The organism is Hyphomonas oceanitis SCH89, assembly GCF_000685295.1.
Classification (GTDB): domain Bacteria; phylum Pseudomonadota; class Alphaproteobacteria; order Caulobacterales; family Hyphomonadaceae; genus Hyphomonas; species Hyphomonas oceanitis.
In genome coordinates, this window is record NZ_ARYL01000038.1 from 19,980 (window position 1) to 34,666 (window position 14,687).

The following is a 14,687-nucleotide window of genomic DNA, read 5'->3' on the forward strand; positions in this document are numbered from 1 at the left end:
CCGATGCAGCTGGCGCCGGTGATGCTGGCGGACGCGCATGTCCGCCTCGAGCCTTTCGATCCGGCGCTATATGGCGCGGCCTTGCGGGCATTGGCCGAAGGCGCGCCGGAGCAATTCGTTCTCTGGTCCCACCGTGGGCCGGGCGACTGGATTGGCCTGTGGCTCGAAACGATCGCTGCGCGCTCGACGGCGGGGACGATGATCCCGTTCAGCGTTTTGTCGCCGGATGGCGCCGATTTTCTTGGCGTAACCAGCTATCTCGACGCCAATGCGGTCAATCGCAGCGTCGAGATCGGGATGACGGTCTATGCGCCACATGCTGCGGGCACGGCGATCAATCCGGCGGCCAAGCGCCTGCTTCTGGCCCATGCGTTCGGGCAAGGGGCTGTGCGCGTGCAGTTTCAGGTGGATGATCGTAACAAGCGCTCGCAGGCGGCCGTCCTGAAGCTGGGCGCAAAACGCGATGGCATCCTGCGCAATCACCGCACCCTGCCGGATGGCTTTGTCCGCGACACGGCCTTCTTCTCCATCATCGACACCGAGTGGCCAGACGTGAAGGCGCGTCTCGACGCTCGACTGGCGGCCTTTGGCTGAGTAGTCTGGCGCCATGACGACCCCGATCAATCTCAACAAAGCCCGCAAGGCGAAGGCCCGGTCTGCCAAGGAACAGGCAGCGGCTGAAAATCGTGCCAAGTTCGGTCGCACAAAGGTCCAGAAGTCGCTGGAACAGGCCCGCGCCGAGAAACTCACCCGGCTGACAGAGGGCCACCGCCTCGACGGCGATCCCGAAAAACAGGGTTAACGAGGCCTTACAGCGCGGCCCCGGCTTTGCACTTTGCTTCTGTGAAGTGTTCCAAACCGGGAGTGGCCGTCAGATGAAAAGCATCCTCATGAAATGCGTGTTTTGCGCCGTTGCCTTTTCAGGCGGGATTGCCTGGGGCATCGCTGCGGAAGCAGCCGAAACCGGCGTCACACTGGCCACGATGTTCGGTCACTAGGCCTAGCTGCCGCTTTTGGGTGTGCTGGCGTCCAGCAGCTGTTCGTCATAGCGACGCCCCGAAACACGCTCCAGCGCATCGAAAATGGGCTTGGCGGACTTGTCCTTCATCAGCGGAATCTGGCTCGCCAGTTCGGCGGCGCGGGCATAGCGCAGCTGCGCCGTTTCCATGTCGCCGCGGGCCTCTGCGCAGGCGCCCTGATTGTGAAGCACAGCAGGCGCGCGCGGATATTCGCGGGCGAGTTCATCCCACTGCGCGCAGGCGCCGAGGAAATTGCCGTTCTTCGTGGCATCAACTGCCAGCGTGAAGCGCGTATCATTCTGCTCTTCCGGGATCAGGCCCTTCTGCATGATCTCGGCTCGCAGCGTCTTGTTGTAGGGCGCGATATCATAGCGAAAACGCCCGACAGCATCGACCACCGCGTCCCGCACGAGACCGATGGGGGCATCATAGGGATTATAGGTACTGCGATACGGGTCGCGATAGGTGCCGATCTCGACCGTGCCGTCTCGATATTCCGCCACGTCGATACAGGTGTCGCGCGCGGCAGAGCCCGGTTGCGCGGATGTGAACACAGGTCGGTTTGACCCAAGATCCACAAGCGTCGCCGAAACCGAGACGGTAACCGTTTCATTCGTGCATTCTGATTCCACAATGCCCTGGCGCTTGCAGTTAAACAGGCCCTCATGCTCCACGCAGCGGCGTTCGCGCTCATAGCGCACTTCCGACTCCCAGCCATCAATCGCCACGCCGCCTTCATAGAGACTGTCCGGCTCAGGGCCTGACCGCCTGAACCACGGCATGCCATCAAGACTGACTTGCGAGATCATTGCGGAGAATTCTGCCTCCGCGACATCTCCCGCCGGACCTCTAAAGCGCCCAACTTCAGGATCACGGAATTCAGCTGCCTGAGGATAATTCGGTGCGATCCGGGCTTCGTAGTCATATCCGGGCGTCTGGCAGGCCGCCAAAGAAACCGCCGCCAAGGCCAACAGGCTATACCGCATGGAAACATTCCCCCTTTTCATCATGACCGGCTTGCAGATTGGGCACACCGGCTGAACCCGCCATGAACCGGTGCCTCGGCGCCTTCCTAACGTCAATGGTTGACGTGGGTAGGGGGCGACGCCACTTGTCTTCTTCAGAATTCAATGGAGCCTGCCCCACATGACCAGTCCGCTTTTCAAACCGCTCAAAATCAAGTCGCTGAACCTGCCAAACCGCATCGTCATGGCCCCCATGACGCGCAGCAAGTCGCCAGGGGGCACACCGGGCGAGGATGTGGCGGACTATTACGCGCGCCGCGCCGCAGCCGATGTCGGCCTGATCGTCACCGAAGGCACCACAGTGAAGCGGGGCGGGGCCTCCAATGACCCGAACGTGCCGAACTTCCACCGCGCTGATTCGCTCGCCGGGTGGAAACGCGTCGTCGAGAAGGTCCACGCCAATAAGGGCCTTATCGCCCCGCAGCTCTGGCACCAGGGCATGATGCGCAAGCCCGGCACCGGCCCTGAGCCTGATGCGCCAACCGACAGCCCGTCCGGCGTCACGCATTCCGGCAAGGAAGTATTCGAACAGCCCACCAGCGCTGAAGTTGATGACATGGTGATGGCATTCGCCAATGCCGCTGGCGAAGCAGCCCGCATCGGCTTTGACGCCATCGAAATCCACGGCGCCCATGGCTATCTGATCGACGAGTTTTTCTGGGACGTGATGAACAAGCGCGACGACCGCTTCGGCGGCTCGCTGCCGGAACGTGCGACCTTTGCCGCTGACATCATCAAGGAAACCCGCAAGCAGGTGGGCCCGGACATGGCCATCATCCTGCGTTTCTCGCAATGGAAACAGCAGGATTACACAGTCAGGCTCGCGCATACGCCAGCCGAATACGAAGCCTTCCTCAAGGTCTTCGTCGATGCCGGTGTTGACGTGCTCCACGCCTCGCAGCGCCGCTATTGGGAACCTGAATTCCCCGAAGTCGATGGCGAGAACGGCCTCAATGCGGCTGGCTGGGCCAAGAAATTGACGGGCCTGCCGGTCATCACGGTCGGTTCTGTCGGCCTGACGGGCGACTTTGAAAAGGCCTTCCGCGGGGAAGGCGCCACCATCCGCAAGCTGGATGATCTGGAAGAGCGCCTTGAGCGCGGCGAGTTTGACATGGTCGCTGTCGGCCGGGCCCTGTTGCAGGATCCGGAATGGGCGAAGAAGGTCCGTGAAGGCCGCCTCGACGAGCTGTCGAACTATGATGCAAAGTCGCTCGCTACGCTCTACTGAGGCGCGAAAATTATTGAGCGCAGACGGAAAATGTGAGACTGTCCGTGTCATGAAAGTGTGCGTCCGGCACGCCAGAATGGCGATGCCGAAACGGCGGACGGCCTTTCCGTAGATTACACGGCCCCAGCGCTCCAACCACCATACCGGTTTGCCTCCCGGACATGTGTGGTTGTTAAGCAAGGCAAGGGTTTGCTGATTGCCCCGCCTGCCTTCCCGGAGTGATTCCGGGCCGGCAGGTGGGGTTATTTTCATCCGGTTGGCGTTTGCCTGCGTACAGACGGACAGCACATTCAATGCTGCCGGAGGAGATGTACGATATGCGCCTGAGCAAAGCCCTCACGCCCGCCCTGATTGCGGCCACCACATTGAGCACGGCCTGTGTCAGCCAGAATGTGGCGCAATTCGCCGACAGTCCGCGACAGCTGGTGCTTGAGGATTACTTCCTGGGTCAGACACAGGCCTATGGCGTATTCGAGGACCGTTTCGGCAAGGTGCGCCGCCAGTTCAAGGTCGACATCACGGGCACGCTCGACGGTGACCGGCTGACCCTGACCGAGAATTTCAAATATGATGATGGCGAGCGCGATACCCGGGTCTGGGAAATCGACGTACTCGGCAATGGCGCCTATCGCGGCACGGCGGGCGACGTGCCCGTGCCAGCGGAGGGCCGCGTCTCCGGTAATGCGTTCAACTGGAAATACAAGGTTGACCTGAAAGTGGGCGACTCGACGTGGAATGTCGGCTTTGACGACTGGATGTACCTGATGGAAGACGATGTCCTGCTCAACCGGGCCTATGTCACCCGCTACGGCATCGAGATCGGGCAGGTGACGATCGCTTTCCGGAAGCCCTGATCAGTCGGGCGAGTCTTCGCCGTCCCAATAATCCACCTCCGTCTCCATTCGGCCCATATATCGAAACCGGTTGGTGCGCGTACCCGGTTCCTTCGTATTGGCGAGAAACTTGCCGCTATCAGGGTATTCGCAAATCTCGGTATCGGCGCGCGTCGAGATGCTGATATATTTCAACGTCATGCGGCCTGTATTCGTCAGTTTGTGGGCATATTCAGGCCCACCCCGCGGCGCGGCCAGCACATCGCCGGCTTTGACCTGGTAGCGGTCGGGACCAAATCGGTACGTGCCTTCGCCCTCAAGGATGACGAACATTTCCTCCTCGACATGGTGGGCGTGGAACGGACAAGCGGACTTGCCCGGAGGGACTTCAGTATAGGACGCACCCAGTTGTGTGAGGCCGATGCCGTCACTGAAGCCTGCATCGCGGCAGACATAGGCGTCTCCCATCTCAAAAGGCTCAAGGGCGAGATCGGGGAGGCGTGCGATAGGGAAAAGTTTGTTCGTCATGCTTTCTCGTAAGCCTCCTTGAGCCAGGCCTTCACCTCCGCGTCGAAATCCGCAGCCGATTCAAGCCGCACCTTGTGCGTGCACATGGCGCCCGGTTTTTCCTCGGCCAGCCGGTTATTGCCGGGCATGCCTTTCAGGTTGATCCCGAGATCGATCCGCGTTTTTGACGCGGGAACGATGGCGGCGAATTTCTTGCTGCGGCGCAGGCTGGTGGCCGTCTTGCCGGGATCAATCCCGACATCCTTACCCAGTTTCCCGGCATAGGCTGCAATGGCGTCATGAAGCGGCCTGAGGCTTTCCTTGCCCTTGAACTGCATCTCCAGAAGCTCATCCACAGAGGCATTAAGGCGCCCGCTGGCGATCTGGCAGATCATCTGGGCATAGCCATGGGTGATGCCATGCTTCTCCTTCAGCATCGCCACTTGCTGGCCAACCTTTTCGATGCCGCTGGCTTTCACGACCTCCGCCCAATGCTCCACCGTCTTGCCGGTCTTTGCGAGCACGTTCTTTTTCGCGGTCTCCAGGTATTTCTCGGTAGCCTCATTGTTCATGGGCGCCTCCCTGCTTGGTGCGGCTTTAGCCTAACACATTGGCCAATCCCTGCTATATGTTCTCTATGAGTTCCAATCCGAATCGTCTCTCGATCAGCCAGATGGCTGCTGCGCGCCCCCCCGCTGCAGCAGGCGAGGCTACGTATCTGTCTGGCCTGAACCCGGAGCAGCGCGAAGCCGTGCTGCACACCGATGGGCCGCTGCTCGTGCTGGCAGGCGCCGGCACCGGCAAGACACGCGTGCTGACCACGCGCCTGGCGCATATCATCGCCACCAAGAAGGCTTGGCCCAGCCAGACGCTGACGGTGACGTTCACCAACAAGGCCGCCCGCGAAATGCGCGAGCGCGCGCTGAAACTGATCGGCCCGGACGGCGAGGGCCTGCGCTGGCTCGGCACGTTCCACTCGATCAGCGCGCAGATCCTGCGCCAGCATGCCGAGCTTGTCGGCCTCAAATCCAGTTTCACCATCCTTGATACCGACGATCAGGTTCGCCTCTGCAAGCAGATCATCCAGGCCGAGAATATCGATCCCAAGCGCTGGACGCCGCGCTTCCTCGCCAGCCTCATCGACGGCTGGAAGAACCGCGCTCTGACGCCGGACCGTGTGCCATCCGAAGACGCGCACATGTTCGCCGACGGCAAGGGGATCAAGTGCTACGAGATCTACCAGAACCGGCTGAAGGTTCTGAATGCCTGCGATTTCGGCGATCTTCTGGTCCACAATATTACGTTGTTCCGTGAGAACCCGGACGTGCTGAAGGACTATCACGCCCGCTTCAAGTACATCCTCGTCGACGAGTATCAGGATACGAACGTCGCCCAATATCTCTGGCTGCGCATGCTGGCCCAAGGCAACCATAACATCTGCTGCGTCGGCGATGACGACCAGTCGATCTATGGCTGGCGCGGCGCCGAAGTGGACAATATCCTGCGCTTCGAGAAGGATTTCGCTGGCGCAAAGGTCATCCGGCTCGAGCGGAACTATCGCTCCACGCGCCACATCCTCGCCGCCGCCTCCAGCGTGATCAGCCACAATCGCAGCCGCCTCGGCAAAACGCTCTTTGTCGGCGACGACAGTGACGCCGACCTCGTGGACGCCGAAAAGGTCAAAGTGCGCGGCCTGTGGGACGGCGAGGCGGAGAGCCGCCTTATCGCAGACGATATCGAAAGCTGGGTCCGCGCTGGCGGCAAGCATGATGATTGCGCCGTGCTGGCGCGTGCCTCCTGGCAGATGCGGGCTTTCGAGGAACGCTTCATCATGCTCGGCATCCCCTACCGCGTGATCGGCGGCCCGCGCTTCTTTGAACGCGCCGAGATCCGCGATGCCATGGCCTATCTGCGCCTCATCCGCTCGCCCGACGACGATCTGGCCTTCGAGCGCGTGGTCAATGAGCCCAAACGCGGCGTCGGCAACACGACACTGGCCAAGCTGCAGGCCTATGCACGTGCCGATGGCCGCAGCCTCTACACGCTGACGCCAATGGTGCTGCAGACCGACGAGATCAAAGGCGGTGCCAAGCGCGGCCTGACCGTGTTCATCGACCAGCTCAACATGTGGCGCGACAAGTATGCCAATGGCCTGCCGCACACCGAACTCGCCGAGGTCATCCTCGAAGAGTCCGGTTATACCGACATGCTCCAGAAGGACCGCAGCCCGCAGGCCCAGACACGGCTCGACAACCTGAAGGAACTCGTACGCTCCATGGGCGAGTTCGATACGCTCGCCGGCTTCCTCGAGCACGTCGAACTGGTCATGGATGCGTCCAGCGGCGGGGCAGGGGAGGACCAGGTCCAGATTCTCACACTACACGGCGCCAAGGGCCTCGAATGGCCCATGGTCTTCCTGCCCGGCTGGGAGGAGGAAGTCTTCCCCTCGCGCCGCAGTCTCGACGAGAGCGGCCTGAAAGGCCTCGAGGAAGAGCGTCGCCTCGCCTATGTCGGCATCACGCGCGCCCGCGCTCGCGCCTATATCTCCTTCGTGGCCAACCGCCAGATCTATGGCCGCTGGCAAAGCGTCATGCCCAGCCGTTTCGTAGATGAACTCCCGCACGAGCATGTCGATGCGATGAGCGAAACCGGCTTTTCCGGTCTTCCCGGCGGCGAAGAGGCGTTCAGCGGCACGATGGAAGACCTTGGCGCGCGTTCATCCTATGACAGCCCCGGGTGGAAACGGTTGCAGGAAAATGCCTCGCGTACGCCATCCCGCCCGCCCGGCGAAGCTGGACCACTTGCGGCCACATCAGGCGGAACCAGCGCGTTCAAGACGGGTTCCCGTGTGTTCCATGACAAGTTCGGCTACGGCAAGGTCGCCTTCTCGGAGGGCAACAAGCTGACGGTCGACTTCGACAAGACGGGCCGCAAGAAAGTCATCGCCACCTTCGTCACCGCCGCCTGAGCGCTTGCCAGCGGGAACCTTGCCCATCGCTGCCCATTGGTCAGCAGGCGACAAGGTTAATTCCCATGGCAAGCTATATCGACAAAAGGCTCTATGACGGCGAGCACGTGGTCTATCGCGGCCGGTTTCACGGGCTCAGCTGGGTTCCAGGGTGGCTGGCGCTGATCTTTCTCGGCGTGCTCGTCATCGGCATTGTCATGTTCATCTCCGAGCAGATTCGCCTGCGCACAACGGAATTTGTCATTACGGACCGGCGCGTGATCCTGAAATCGGGCTTCTTTCGCGCCGATGTGCAGGAAATTACGCTCGACGCCATCGAGGGCAGCGCCATCCACCAAGGGCCTCTCGGCCGGCTTTTCCATTATGGTCGCCTGACCATACGCGGCCGGGGCGACACCCATATCCATTTTCCGTCCATGGCCCGCCCGTCCAGGTTCCGCGCAGAGGCCGAACACGCCCGCCATGACAGCGAGCAGGAGCCGGCCGACCGCATCGTGCGGGAGCTGGACGAGATATCGGGACATGCTGCCTGAGGAAAAATGCAGCATCGGTCGGGGCTTGCCAGGGGTGTGTTCAAGCCGTGAGCGCTGATGGGTTTGGGAGCGCGTTTATGGGCCAGACCGATGCTGCAGTTCCTGTTTAGGAGCCCCCGCCCCAATACTCTCCGAACGACGTGTTCATCTTCCGCTCATCGCGGGCCCCGCCCGCCAGAAACGACTCAAATCGTACCAAGTGTACAAATCGCACCGTGACGCCGGGTGAGTGCAAAACCGCCAATTCGTTAACAAGCACCCGCTCGGCGTTTACCATTTCGGAACGATCCGTTCCGTTACCCCCCCAATCGCATCAGGCGATTCTACGGTAAACACCAATGGATACCATTGATTTTCAGGGGATGTACGTAGCGTACCGCTTATGTGCCCTCCGTCCCTTGCATTAAATGGGCGTTAACGGCACATGGGGTATGGGGCTGTGTATAGAATTGCACAATTGTAACGGACCGGGGGTTCGTTGCGCATCAGAAAGAGCTCGTAGACGTCATGATTGGTAGCCTTCTCGGCATGTTGTCCACGGACATGGCCATCGACCTCGGCACAGCGAATACGCTGGTCTATGTGAAAGGCCAGGGCGTAAAGCTCGATGAACCTTCGGTCGTTGCCTACATGACCCAAGGCGGCCGCAAGATCGTCTACGCGGTTGGCGAGCAAGCCAAGAACATGCTCGGCAAGACGCCGGTGAACATGGAAGCCATCCGCCCGATGCGGGATGGCGTGATCGCCGATTTCGAAGTCGCCGAGGAAATGATCAAGCACTTCATCCGGAAGGTTCATAACCGCCGGGCGTTCGTGTCTCCCCTCATCATCATCTGCGTGCCCAGCTCCGCGACCAGCGTCGAGCGACGCGCCATCCACCAGTCGGCCCTTGCCGCTGGTGCCCGTGAAGTCCAGCTTATCGAAGAGCCCATGGCCGCTGCAATCGGCGCTGGTCTTCCGATTGATGAGCCAGCCGGCTCGATGGTCGTTGATATCGGCGGCGGCACGTCTGAAGTGGCAGTCCTCTCCCTTGGCGGCATCGTCTATTCGCGCTCCGTGCGCGTCGGCGGCGACAAGATGGACCAGGCTATCGTCAACTATCTGCGCCGCGAGCAGAAAATCCTGATCGGCGAAATGTCCGCCGAACGGATCAAGAAAGAGATCGGCACAGCCATGGCGCCCGAGAACGGCACCGGCATGGCCCTGACGGTTCGTGGCCGCGGTACGCTGGACGGCGTGCCGAAGGAAACCGAGATCACCGAGGCCATGATTGCCGAAGCGCTCAGCGAGCCGGTGAACGACATTATCGACGCCGTGAAGATCGCGCTCGAAGCCATGCCGCCAGAACTGGCTGCTGACATCGTTGACCGTGGCATCGTGCTGACAGGCGGCGGTGCCCTCTTGCGCAACCTCGACACGGTCATCCGTGAACAGGCGCAATTGCCTGTGATGATTGCAGATGATCCGCTGAAATGCGTCGTGAATGGCTGCGGTTATGTGCTAGAAAACTACTCGAAAATGAAAACGGTCCTGTCTCCGGAAGTCTAGGGAAACGGGCAGAAAAAACGGCAAGGAAACAGGGCGAATGGCGCGCCTAAGCCGATCAGGACAAAAACCGAAGCAGCGCTCAGCCAAGCGACTGATTCTCTTTGTCTTGATTTTCGGCGCCGGCGCCCTCGTCGTGGCCCAGTCCGCCCCGCAAATCCGCCACATCTTCGATCCTGTCCGCACAGTGGCTGGCGACCAGCTTGGCGGCGGCGACAGTATCAGCCTCTGGGCCCGCATGACCGGTCAGGTCGCCCGCGAGCGGCGCATCAAGGATCTCGAAGCCGAAGTGCGCGAACTCTCGCGCTACAAGGCTGCGGCCATTTCCATGGCCGAGCGCCTCGAAGCCTATGAGCAAATTCTGAACCTGATGGGCGAGCCGCCCGTGCGTGGCGTCACGGCGCGTGTCACTGCTGAGAGCGATGGTCCCTTTGCCCAGACGCTGCTGGCCAATGCCGGCCGCGCGCAGGGCGTTGATCCCGGCGCCATAGCCCTCAATGAAGGCGGTCTTGTCGGCCGGGTCATCCAGCTTGGCGAGCATTCCTCGCGCATCCTCCTGATTACAGACTTCAACAGCCGCGTACCTGTCATGGGCGAAGTCAGCGGCGTGCGCGCCATCCTGTACGGTGGCCGCGACGGCCTCGGCAGCCTGACCGACATGCCGGAGCGTAGCGGCTTTATCGAAGGTGAACGCATTCTCACGTCTGCCGAAGGCGGGGCCTTTCCGCGCGGCCTGATCGTCGGTGAGGCCCGCATGCAGGGCGGCGACTGGCGCGTGAAATATGGCATGGCACGCCGCGCAGGCGGCTATGTCCAGATGATCCCGCCGCCGCTCATCGAGACGCCAATTGCGATCGAGGAAATCCCGGCCTCCGATGAAGCGGCGCCGGAACAGGCGAGCGCTGCCCAGGGGGTGCGCCAGTAATGGCTAACCGCAAATCCGGCCGGCCGCGCAAGAGCATATGGTCCAGTACGGGGCCAACCCCGCGCCTGCTTTTCGGCGCCTTTGCCATTGCCGCCATTGGCCTGCTCGGCCTCACCCCCAAGACACTGTTCGGTCTGTCCATTGCGTGGCCCTATGCGGCCCTTTGGGGGGCTGTTGGCTGGGGCCGTGTCGGCATGTCATTGCGCCCCATGGTCCTGCTCATCGCCTTCGGTCTGATCCAGGATATCAGCTTCAATGCGCCGCTCGGCTGCTTCGTCATCGTGAACCTCGTGGTGTACGGTTTCAGCGCCTGGATCGCTGGCATGTTCGATGTGATGAACGAACCGCTAGTCGCCGTTATCGCGCCAATCCTGCAGTTCATTTCCGGTTTTCTCGTCCTGTGGCTGATGGCCAGCGCGCTTGAGGATCATGCCGTGCGTGCGACACCTCTGTTCGCCGCCTTCCTCACCACAGGCGTCATCTATGCCGCCTGTCATCGCCTGTTCGACCTTGGCCGCGCGCCCGGGGAATCCGTGGGGCAGGCGACATGAGCCGTAATCGCAGCATTGAGGATGATTTCACGCGCCGCATGATTATCGCGGCAGGCGCAGGCGGCGTCGTCTGGGCCGGTCTCGTCGCACGTCTCTTCCAGCTTCAGGTGCTTGAGCGCGAGAAATACCAGGCCGCTGCCGAGGACAACCATATCAAGCTGGCGCTTGCGCCGCCGCAGCGGGGCCGCATCCTGGACCGGTTCGGCAAGCCGCTCGCCTCGCATCGCCGTGCAGGCCGCGTTTCCATTGTACCCGAACAGACACGCGATCCGGCTGGCACGCTCGCGCAGGTCGCTGCCCTCATCGACCTGTCGGACGAGCGCATCGAGCGGCTGGCTGGCGAGATCACCGCCGGGCGTCGCCGCAATGCAGGCTTCGTCCCGATCATTGTCGCCAACGAACTTACCTACGAAGACTTTGCGCGCATGAACGTGCATGCCGCCGAGATCCCCGGCGTACAGGTCGAGATGGCGCTGACGCGGTCCTATCCGCGCGGCCGCGACTTTGCCCACGTGCTTGGCTATGTCGCCCGCGCCAGCCAGGACGATCTGGAACGCCTGTCCGTCGGCATGGAAGCTGACGAGGCCAAGCGCCTCGAAAAACTGTTCCGCCACCCTGACATGCGCACCGGTCGGCAGGGCATGGAGCGGTTCGCCGAGGAATATCTGCGCGGCAAGCCGGGCTTCCGCAAACTGGTCACCAATGCCCACGGCCGCGTCATTGAGGAAATCCCGGACGAGCGGTTCGCGCCCGTTCCCGGCAAGGACCTCTACATCACCATCGATTCCGATCTCCAGCGCGCCGTTATCGAGCGCTTTGGCGAGGAGAGCGGCGCCGCGGTGATGATCCAGGTCGATACCGGCGACGTCCTCGCCATGGTCTCGACGCCCGCCTTCGACCCGAATGATTTCGTCAACGGCATTTCCGGCACGGCCTATGCCGAATTGCGCGACAATCCGCAATCGCCGCTCTATCCGCGCGCGCATGGCGGCGTCTATCCGCCGGGCTCCACATTCAAGATGGTCGTCGCCACGGCCGCGCTCGAATCCGGCGCCGTGAAGCCCACCGACCGCGTCAACTGCAATGGCTATTACCGTTTCGGCAACCGCACCTGGCACTGCTGGAAGAAAGGCGGCCACGGCTCGATGGACATGCATAATGGCATCAAGCACTCGTGCGACGTCTATTTCTACGACATTGCCCGCCGCACGGGCGTTGAAGCGATCGCAGCCGCAGCGCGCAAGTTCGGCTTCGGCGAGGCCTGGACGCTCGGCATGACCGGCGCGCGCGGCGGCCTCGTGCCCGACCCTGAATGGAAACAACGGGCCATGGGCGAACCCTGGTATGAAGGCGAGACACTGAACTTCGGTATCGGCCAGGGCCAGCTCGGCGTCACGCCCCTGCAACTTTCCCTGATGACGGCCCGTATCGCCGCCGAAGGGCGCAGCCTGAAACCCCATCTTGTCGGCCTCGGCCCGCAATCGGGCGATGATGGCGTCCTCGACCAGCCGCTCGACAAGGACATTATCGATATCATGCGCTCGGGCATGTATGGCGTGACCTCGGAAGGCGGCGGCACGGCCTATCGCTCGGGCGATCTTGGCCTTGGTGGTCCCCGCATGGCCGGCAAGTCCGGTACCGCGCAGGTCCGCCGCATCTCGAAGGCCGAGCGCGACAAGGGCATCCGCAAGGGCCTCAATATCGAGCGCGAGCTGCGCGACCACGCGCTCTTCGTCGCCTATGCGCCAGCCGACAATCCGAAATATGCCTGCGCTGTCGTGGTCGAACATGGTGAGAGCGGCTCAGGCGCCGCTGCGCCCATGGCGCGCGACATCCTTCGTTTTGCCATCGAGAATGATAGCGGCCGCAAGCCTGCCTATGGCCAGACGGCCTCCGTCACGCCAGCAGGGCAGGGGGAGCCGACATGAGCCGCGACGGCTATACCGGCTTCAGCCGGGGCGAGGCGCGCACCCGCACGGCCAAATCGCTGAACTTCGAGACAATGGGTCCGCTGCGCCGGCTTGCGAAATTGCCATGGGGCTTCATCCTGCTGATCATCGCCATGGCGCTCACCGGCGTCGCGATGCTCTATTCCTCCGCCTACACCAATCCGAACGAGCATAATCTCTGGTATCTCCAGCTCACGCGCTTCGGCATTTCCTTCGTCATGATGCTCGTGCTGGCCATGCTACCGCTCTCCTGGTGGCGCACGCTCGCGCTTCCGGCCTATGCCTTCACGATACTCCTGCTCGTCCTTGTGCTCGTGATGGGCTTCAGCGGCGGCGGTGCCCAGCGCTGGCTCCAGATCGGGCCGATCGGCGTCCAGCCGTCCGAGTTTGCCAAGCTCGCCACCACGATGGCGCTGGCCTGGTACTATGACCGCGTCATCACGCCCACATCGGGCCGCATCCTCATCCACATCGGCGCCCTCTGCATCATGCTCATCCCGGCGGCCCTGATCTTCAAGCAGCCGGATTTCGGCACCACGCTCGCCCTGATCGCATCCGGCGGGGTGGTCATCTTCCTCGCGGGCCTGTCGATGCGGGTCATCCTTGTCGGTATGCTCGCAGGTATTGCATCGGTGCCCGGCATCTATTTCGTCCTCGCCGACTACCAGCGCGAGCGTGTCGATACATTTCTCGCCCAGATGTCTGGCCACGCCACCAACGCGCTCGGTGAAAGCTACCAGATCGAGCAAGGCCTGATCGCCATTGGCGGCGGCGGCGTGAATGGCAAGGGCTGGCTTCAGGGCATCCAGTCCCAGCAGGATTATGTGCCCGAACAGCATACCGACTTCATCCTCACCGTGATCGGCGAGGAATTCGGCTTCATCGGCACGACCGCCCTGCTGCTCGGCTTTGCCGTCATCCTCGGCTGGTCCTTCTATTCCGCGTCGCAATCACACAGCTGGTTTGGTCGGCTCGCTTCGGCGGGCGCGGCCGCGACAGTCGCCTTCTATATTGTGTTCAATGTCGGCATGGTTATCGGCCTCCTGCCAGTGGTCGGCATGCCGCTCCCGCTCATTTCCTATGGCGGCACGGCCATGCTCACGACGATGGCCTGTTTCGGGCTCATCCTGTCAGCGCATATGCACAGGGACGAAAAGCTCTCCTCGACGGGCATCATTTGACCCGCTAACAGACCCTGCAATTGATTTTCATGCCGCGACCGCTAGGGTCGCGTGAAACAAATTACCCCGGGGAGAGGGCATATGGCAGGCATTGGCCGCAAGACAGACAAGTGGGGCTCGCGCTTCGGATTCATCATGGCGGCCGTTGGCTCGTCAGTCGGTCTCGGCAATTTCTGGCGCTTTCCCTATACGGCGGGCGAAGAGGGCGGCGGCGCCTTCATCCTGATCTACATGATGTGCGTCCTGCTCATCGGCCTGCCGCTCCTGATGGCGGAATACGCCATGGGCCGGAAATCCGGCATGTCGGCCGTCGAGGGCATCCAGTCGCTTGCCCGCGCTGAAAGCCGCAGCCAGAACTGGGGCATAGCGCCATGGATCGGCACGCTCACGGCCTTAATGGGATGGTCCGCCCCGTCTCCTCAC

At 62.0% G+C, this 14,687-nt stretch carries 15 protein-coding genes and 1 pseudogene; 13 read left to right on the forward strand and 3 right to left on the reverse strand.

Going from position 1 to position 14,687, the window contains the following annotated elements:
• Window positions 1-3: 3 nt before the first annotated feature.
• From HOC_RS17485 to HOC_RS22850, 3 genes are all read left to right on the forward strand, one after another.
• Window positions 4-594 carry a GNAT family N-acetyltransferase gene (locus HOC_RS17485; RefSeq protein WP_035540985.1) on the forward strand — a complete coding sequence of 197 codons (591 nt, stop codon included), beginning with the start codon at window positions 4-6 and terminating at the stop codon, window positions 592-594.
• Between the two features lie 13 nt (window positions 595-607).
• Window positions 608-802 (forward strand): DUF4169 family protein, encoded by a 195-nt coding sequence (locus tag HOC_RS17490; RefSeq protein ID WP_035540987.1) that lies wholly within the window; start codon window positions 608-610, stop codon window positions 800-802.
• A gap of 73 nt (window positions 803-875) precedes the next feature.
• A complete protein-coding gene (locus HOC_RS22850) occupies window positions 876-998 on the forward strand; it encodes a hypothetical protein (protein WP_277813058.1) in 123 nt (40 codons plus the stop codon).
• A 2-nt stretch (window positions 999-1,000) separates the two neighbouring features.
• Here HOC_RS22850 and HOC_RS17495 read toward each other — a convergent pair whose 3' ends face one another.
• Entirely contained in the window at window positions 1,001-1,828 is an 828-nt protein-coding gene (locus HOC_RS17495; protein ID WP_162174893.1) for a tetratricopeptide repeat protein, read from the reverse strand.
• A 337-nt stretch (window positions 1,829-2,165) separates the two neighbouring features.
• Here HOC_RS17495 and HOC_RS17500 point away from each other — a divergent pair, with 337 nt between their 5' ends.
• On the forward strand, window positions 2,166-3,272 hold the full coding sequence (locus HOC_RS17500) for an NADH:flavin oxidoreductase (protein ID WP_035540993.1): 1,107 nt from the start codon (window positions 2,166-2,168) through the stop codon (window positions 3,270-3,272).
• Window positions 3,273-3,589: 317 nt separating this feature from the next.
• On the forward strand, window positions 3,590-4,126 hold the full coding sequence (locus HOC_RS17505) for a DUF3833 domain-containing protein (protein WP_035541019.1): 537 nt from the start codon (window positions 3,590-3,592) through the stop codon (window positions 4,124-4,126).
• On the opposite strand, the gene HOC_RS17510 is transcribed toward HOC_RS17505, so the two are convergent.
• Window positions 4,127-4,633 (reverse strand): cupin domain-containing protein, encoded by a 507-nt coding sequence (locus HOC_RS17510; protein WP_035540995.1) that lies wholly within the window; start codon window positions 4,631-4,633, stop codon window positions 4,127-4,129.
• The gene (locus HOC_RS17515; protein WP_035540996.1) at window positions 4,630-5,184 is read right to left on the reverse strand and encodes a DUF5655 domain-containing protein; all 555 of its coding nucleotides are present in this window, start codon (window positions 5,182-5,184) and stop codon (window positions 4,630-4,632) included. The genes HOC_RS17510 and HOC_RS17515 overlap by 4 nt, the downstream gene beginning before the upstream one ends.
• A gap of 56 nt (window positions 5,185-5,240) precedes the next feature.
• Here HOC_RS17515 and HOC_RS17520 point away from each other — a divergent pair, with 56 nt between their 5' ends.
• The 8 genes and pseudogenes from HOC_RS17520 to HOC_RS17555 all read left to right on the forward strand — a co-directional run.
• The gene (locus HOC_RS17520; protein ID WP_035540997.1) at window positions 5,241-7,580 is read left to right on the forward strand and encodes an ATP-dependent helicase; all 2,340 of its coding nucleotides are present in this window, start codon (window positions 5,241-5,243) and stop codon (window positions 7,578-7,580) included.
• Window positions 7,581-7,645: 65 nt separating this feature from the next.
• On the forward strand, window positions 7,646-8,113 hold the full coding sequence (locus HOC_RS17525) for a PH domain-containing protein (RefSeq protein ID WP_035540998.1): 468 nt from the start codon (window positions 7,646-7,648) through the stop codon (window positions 8,111-8,113).
• Between the two features lie 507 nt (window positions 8,114-8,620).
• On the forward strand, window positions 8,621-9,661 hold the full coding sequence (locus HOC_RS17530; protein WP_034739794.1) for a rod shape-determining protein: 1,041 nt from the start codon (window positions 8,621-8,623) through the stop codon (window positions 9,659-9,661).
• Window positions 9,662-9,698: 37 nt separating this feature from the next.
• Entirely contained in the window at window positions 9,699-10,583 is an 885-nt protein-coding gene (mreC, locus tag HOC_RS21505; protein WP_051625048.1) for a rod shape-determining protein MreC, read from the forward strand.
• Window positions 10,583-11,134 (forward strand): hypothetical protein, encoded by a 552-nt coding sequence (locus HOC_RS17540; RefSeq protein WP_035541003.1) that lies wholly within the window; start codon window positions 10,583-10,585, stop codon window positions 11,132-11,134. The genes mreC and HOC_RS17540 overlap by 1 nt, the downstream gene beginning before the upstream one ends.
• Window positions 11,131-13,062 carry a penicillin-binding protein 2 gene (mrdA, locus tag HOC_RS17545; RefSeq protein WP_035541005.1) on the forward strand — a complete coding sequence of 644 codons (1,932 nt, stop codon included), beginning with the start codon at window positions 11,131-11,133 and terminating at the stop codon, window positions 13,060-13,062. The genes HOC_RS17540 and mrdA overlap by 4 nt, the downstream gene beginning before the upstream one ends.
• Window positions 13,059-14,264, forward strand: coding sequence for a rod shape-determining protein RodA (gene rodA, locus HOC_RS17550; protein WP_241767081.1), 1,206 nt, complete (start codon window positions 13,059-13,061; stop codon window positions 14,262-14,264). Before mrdA ends, rodA begins: the two co-directional genes overlap by 4 nt.
• Window positions 14,265-14,345: 81 nt before the next feature.
• Window positions 14,346-14,687, forward strand: a pseudogene (locus HOC_RS17555) (sodium-dependent transporter); the annotation flags it as partial.

What these genes read in the sequence shown, in the direction of transcription:
- HOC_RS17540 (WP_035541003.1), top strand. Translation starts at nt 10,583, where the DNA reads ATGGCTAACCGCAAATCCGGCCGGCCGCGCAAGAGCATATGGTCCAGT.
- HOC_RS17485 (WP_035540985.1), top strand. Translation starts at nt 4, where the DNA reads ATGCAGCTGGCGCCGGTGATGCTGGCGGACGCGCATGTCCGCCTCGAG.
- HOC_RS17525 (WP_035540998.1), top strand. Translation starts at nt 7,646, where the DNA reads ATGGCAAGCTATATCGACAAAAGGCTCTATGACGGCGAGCACGTGGTC.
- HOC_RS17530 (WP_034739794.1), top strand. Translation starts at nt 8,621, where the DNA reads ATGATTGGTAGCCTTCTCGGCATGTTGTCCACGGACATGGCCATCGAC.
- mrdA (WP_035541005.1), top strand. Translation starts at nt 11,131, where the DNA reads ATGAGCCGTAATCGCAGCATTGAGGATGATTTCACGCGCCGCATGATT.
- HOC_RS17505 (WP_035541019.1), top strand. Translation starts at nt 3,590, where the DNA reads ATGCGCCTGAGCAAAGCCCTCACGCCCGCCCTGATTGCGGCCACCACA.
- HOC_RS22850 (WP_277813058.1), top strand. Translation starts at nt 876, where the DNA reads ATGAAAAGCATCCTCATGAAATGCGTGTTTTGCGCCGTTGCCTTTTCA.
- HOC_RS17495 (WP_162174893.1), bottom strand. Translation starts at nt 1,828, where the DNA reads ATGATCTCGCAAGTCAGTCTTGATGGCATGCCGTGGTTCAGGCGGTCA.
- HOC_RS17515 (WP_035540996.1), bottom strand. Translation starts at nt 5,184, where the DNA reads ATGAACAATGAGGCTACCGAGAAATACCTGGAGACCGCGAAAAAGAAC.
- HOC_RS17510 (WP_035540995.1), bottom strand. Translation starts at nt 4,633, where the DNA reads ATGACGAACAAACTTTTCCCTATCGCACGCCTCCCCGATCTCGCCCTT.
- HOC_RS17500 (WP_035540993.1), top strand. Translation starts at nt 2,166, where the DNA reads ATGACCAGTCCGCTTTTCAAACCGCTCAAAATCAAGTCGCTGAACCTG.
- mreC (WP_051625048.1), top strand. Translation starts at nt 9,699, where the DNA reads ATGGCGCGCCTAAGCCGATCAGGACAAAAACCGAAGCAGCGCTCAGCC.
- HOC_RS17490 (WP_035540987.1), top strand. Translation starts at nt 608, where the DNA reads ATGACGACCCCGATCAATCTCAACAAAGCCCGCAAGGCGAAGGCCCGG.
- rodA (WP_241767081.1), top strand. Translation starts at nt 13,059, where the DNA reads ATGAGCCGCGACGGCTATACCGGCTTCAGCCGGGGCGAGGCGCGCACC.
- HOC_RS17520 (WP_035540997.1), top strand. Translation starts at nt 5,241, where the DNA reads ATGTTCTCTATGAGTTCCAATCCGAATCGTCTCTCGATCAGCCAGATG.